The sequence below is a fragment of the Microbacterium sp. Bi128 genome (assembly GCF_918698205.1).
On the sequence record NZ_CAKKMM010000372.1, the window covers coordinates 1 to 4,304 of the forward strand.

The window sequence follows — 4,304 nt, forward strand, 5'->3', positions numbered from 1 at the left end:
GAGTAGGACACCGCCGGACTTCTTTTAGTCGAAATGGCCACCCAAAGCTGGGTGGCCATTTCGCATTTCTGCACGTCTTCGTCAGAGGGCGTCGATTGCTCCTCCTTGCGGGGTGGCGATCGACGCCCTTTGTCATTGTTCCGGGCGCGATACGTAGCGGATAGGGTCGCATCGTGAGCTTCTCAGGACACCTTCCGGGGAGCCGCGAGTATCGGCGTCTGCTGGTGGGGCTGTTCTTCGGTGGTGTCGCCACCTTCGCTCAGCTGTACGCGACACAAGCGCTCTTGCCGCAGATCGCCGTAGACCTGGCTATTCTGCCGGCGACGGCGGCGTTGAGCGTCTCGGCATCCACCCTCGGGCTGGCTGCGGCGGTGATCCCGTGGTCACTCGTCGCGGATCGCATCGGGCGCGTGCCCGCCATGGCGATCGGCATCCTGGGGGCGACCGTTTTCGGCGCCACGGCGCCGTTCGCTCACGACGTCTCCTCTCTGCTGGTGCTCCGGCTCCTCGAGGGTGTTGCCCTCGGTGCCGTTCCCGCCGTGGCTCTGGCCTACCTCAGCGAAGAGGTGGACGTCCGACATGTCGCCGCGGCCGCCGGTTCGTACATCGCCGGAACGACCGTCGGTGGTTTGAGTGGTCGGCTGGTATCCGGGCCGGTCGGAGAGCTGGCGGGGTGGCGATGGGGCGTGGCATCCGTCATCGTCCTGTGCGTGGTGGCGTCCGCGATCTTCTTGTCGCTCGTGCCACGGGCCCGGGGTTTCGTGCCGCGCCGTGGTCGCGCGATCTCGGGACCCTCCGTCCTCGAGCGGTTGGTGGTGAACCTCCGCTCCCGCACCCAGTTGGCGCTGTACGCGCAGGGTTTCCTCCTCATGGGCGCGTTCGTCGCGGTCTACAACTATCTCGGCTTCCACCTCACGGGCCCGCCGTTCGCGCTGGCGCCGGGCGTGGTGACGTTGTTGTTCCTGGCGTACCTGGCCGGCACGATCTCGTCACCGCGCGCGGGAGCACTCGCGGTGCGCCGGGGGCGCTTCCCGGTGCTCCTGACGTCGATCGGCGTGACGGCGGCGGGTGCGGCACTCATGGCGGTCCCTCTGGTCGCGGTGGTGATGGTGGGCCTGGTGATCTTCACCGCCGGGTTCTTCGCCGCGCACGCGGTGGCATCCGGGTGGACTCCCGTGGCTGCCGAGCCGCACGCGCGTGCGCAGGCGTCGTCGCTGTACTACCTCGGGTACTACGGCGGTTCCAGCCTGTTCGGCTGGCTGCTCGGCGTGGTGTTCGCTTCCGGCGGCTGGGAGTGGTTCCTCGTCGTCGTGATCGCCATGTGCGCGCTGTCCGCGGGTCTCGCCTACGGCGCGTTGCGGCCGCGGCGCTCTGCGTGAGGCGAACTCCCGGCGCGTCCGGGTCAATCCCTGACGGCGTGTCGTCGATGCCGACTAGCGTCGGTAGGACGACGTGAGGAGGTCGGGAGTGGACGACGCCGACGAGAGCAAGGCGACGCGGATGCCGGAAGACAGCACCGCGAGCGAGACCATCGATGACGCCGCCGAGGCGGTGGTCGAGATCAGCTACGACGAGCAGCGGTATCCGGCTCGTCCTCGCCGGCTGCGCCCGCGTGACCAGTTCCGCGGGGGGACGCTGCGTCGATTCCTCACCGATCCACGAAACGCGAACGGCGGCAACCCGTCGTACGTGGAGTGGTTGGTGCGGCAGTCGATGCTGAAGGACGCGGACGTCTTGAGCCGGCAGCTCTCCGGGCAGCCGTCCATGTGGCGCAACCCGTACGCGCGGCCCGACGCCCGACGGGCGATCGACTCGACGGACGTCTGGTTCACCGCGTACCCCATTTCGCTCATGGCGCGCCCCGGGGAGTCGTTCCTCGACGCCCTCGGCGATGAGGCCCTGTGGGAGGCCTTCGAATGGGTCGGGATCAACGGCATCCATACCGGTCCGGTCAAGCGTGCGGGCGGGATCAGCGGATGGCAGGAGACGCCCAGCGTCGACGGGCACTTCGACCGCATCAGCACCCAGATCGACCCCGAGTTCGGTGACGAGAACGCCTTCCGGCGCATGGCGGACGTGGCCGACGCGCACGGCGGCAGCGTCATCGACGACATCGTGCCGGGCCACACCGGCAAGGGCGCCGACTTCCGCCTGGCGGAGATGGCGTACAAGGACTACCCGGGGATCTACCACATGGTCGAGATCCCCCGCGAGGACTGGGGCCTGCTGCCCGAGGTCCCGTCCGGTCGTGACTCGGTCAACCTCGATTCCGAGACGGAGCGCGAGCTCAGCGCGCGCGGCTACATCATCGGCGAATTGCAGCGCGTCATCTTCTACACCCCCGGTGTGAAAGAGACGAACTGGAGCGCCACCGCGCCCGTGGTCGGCACCGATGGTCTCGAGCGGCGTTGGGTGTACCTTCACTACTTCAAGGAGGGTCAGCCCTCGATCAACTGGCTCGACCCGACCTTCGCCGGCATGCGGCTGGTCATCGGTGACGCGCTGCACTCGCTCGGCGATCTGGGGACGAGTGCTCTCCGACTGGATGCCAACGGCTTCCTCGGCGTAGAGAAGAGCGCCGAGGGCCTGCCGGCGTGGTCGGAAGGGCACCCCCTCTCGCACGCGGCGAACCACATCATCGCGGGCATGGTGCGCAAGGTGGGCGGCTTCACGTTCCAGGAGCTCAACCTCACGATCGAGGACATCCGCGACACCAGCGCCGTCGGCGCCGACCTCTCGTACGACTTCGTGACGCGCCCCGGCTACCACCACGCCCTGGCGACCGCGAACACGGAGTTTCTCCGCCTCGCGTTGACGACGGCGCTGGAGACGGGCGTCGAGCCCGTGCAGCTCGTGCACGGGATGCAGAACCACGACGAGCTGACGTACGAGCTCGTGCACTGGGCCACCACGCACAGGGAGACGGTCTACCCGTTCCGTCACGGCGAGTACACCGGTGCCGAGATCGCGGAGACCGTGCGGGCCGAGCTCACGCAGGCCCTGACCGTCGACGCGGACTACAACCTCGTCTTCACGCAGAACGGCATCGCCTGCACCTCGGCATCGCTCATCGCGGCGACCCAGGGCAAGGCGACGCTGTCCGATATCACCGACGCGGATGTGCCTGCGATCCGTGACGCGCACCTCCTGCTGGCGAAGTACAACTCATGGCAGCCGGGCGTGTTCGCGCTCTCGGGGTGGGACCTGACGGGGTCGCTCACTCTTCCCGCCGACGAGGTCCACCACCTCATTTCGTCGGGCGACACCCGCTGGATCGAACGCGGTGCGCACGATCTCCTCGATGTCGCTCCGGACGCCGCGACCTCCGCATCGGGGATGCCGCGTGCACGCTCCCTCTACGGTTCGCTCGGTCGCCAGCAGGACGATCCTGAGTCGTTCCTCTCCGGGCTGCGCGAGATCCTGCGGATCCGGGGCGAGAACGATATCGCCGTCGCCTCGCAGGTCGACATCCCTCAGGTCGGTCACCCGAGCATGCTCGTGATGGTGCATCGGCTCGACGGAGGCGACCGTCGGCTCGACGATGCCCCGCTGCAGATCACTGTCCTCAACTTCTCGGGTGAGAGCATCGAGGGGACCGTGCGGTCGGAGTGGCTCGTGCCGCAGAGCACCGCGGTGGACGCGGCCACGGGCGATGTGCTCGGCCGGGTCGATGAGCTGCAGAGTTTCGCGCTCGAGCTCGGACCCTACGCCGGGCTGTTCCTGCGGATGCACGCACCCGAGCCGGCCGAGGACTGATGAGGGCGGTGGTGTCGGGGGTCGGTCCTAGCCTTCGGGCATGACCCCTCCCGACGCCTGCCTGGTCCCCGGGTGCGACGACCACGCGGAGATCGGTGCGCCCCTTCGTCTGTGCGTCGAGCACTCCGCCCTGGCAGGGGAGTGGTCGACGCGCCGTGACGGTGTGACCGATGTGCTCCCGACACCCTGTGCGTTGTGCGGTTCTCGGCTCGGCGTGCGCTGGCCGTCGGCGTGGCTGTGCGCGGTGTGCGAATGGCGCCACGGCGAACCGATCGACGGCGAGCTGCCGCCGCCGCGGGTGGATGTGATCTACTACCTGCGCTATCGCGATCGCGTGAAGATCGGAACGAGCGCACAGCCGCGCCAGCGGCTCCGCGCGATCCGGCACGAGGAACTGCTCGCGTTCGAGCGGGGCGACCGTTCCGTCGAACGGCGCCGACATGCGCGGTTCGGAGCCGATCGGCTCGGCGGTTCGGAGTGGTTCACGCTCAGTCCCGACCTCGCCGCGCACGTCGCCGACCTACGGGCGGGTGTCGACGATCCGTGGC

3 protein-coding genes are annotated in these 4,304 nt (G+C 68.5%); all 3 read left to right on the top strand.

The genetic code is table 11. From position 1 onward, the window contains the following. Window positions 1-173: 173 nt before the first annotated feature. Window positions 174-1,379 carry an MFS transporter gene (locus LQV45_RS19215; protein ID WP_230008390.1) on the top strand — a complete coding sequence of 402 codons (1,206 nt, stop codon included), beginning with the start codon at window positions 174-176 and terminating at the stop codon, window positions 1,377-1,379. A 121-nt stretch (window positions 1,380-1,500) separates the two neighbouring features. Then, complete coding sequence (treS, locus tag LQV45_RS19220; RefSeq protein WP_230008392.1) at window positions 1,501-3,756, top strand: maltose alpha-D-glucosyltransferase; 2,256 nt, start codon at window positions 1,501-1,503, stop codon at window positions 3,754-3,756. A 40-nt stretch (window positions 3,757-3,796) separates the two neighbouring features. After that, window positions 3,797-4,304, top strand: a 508-nt coding sequence (locus LQV45_RS19225) for a GIY-YIG nuclease family protein (RefSeq protein WP_230008391.1), incomplete at its 3' end; no start/stop codon positions are given.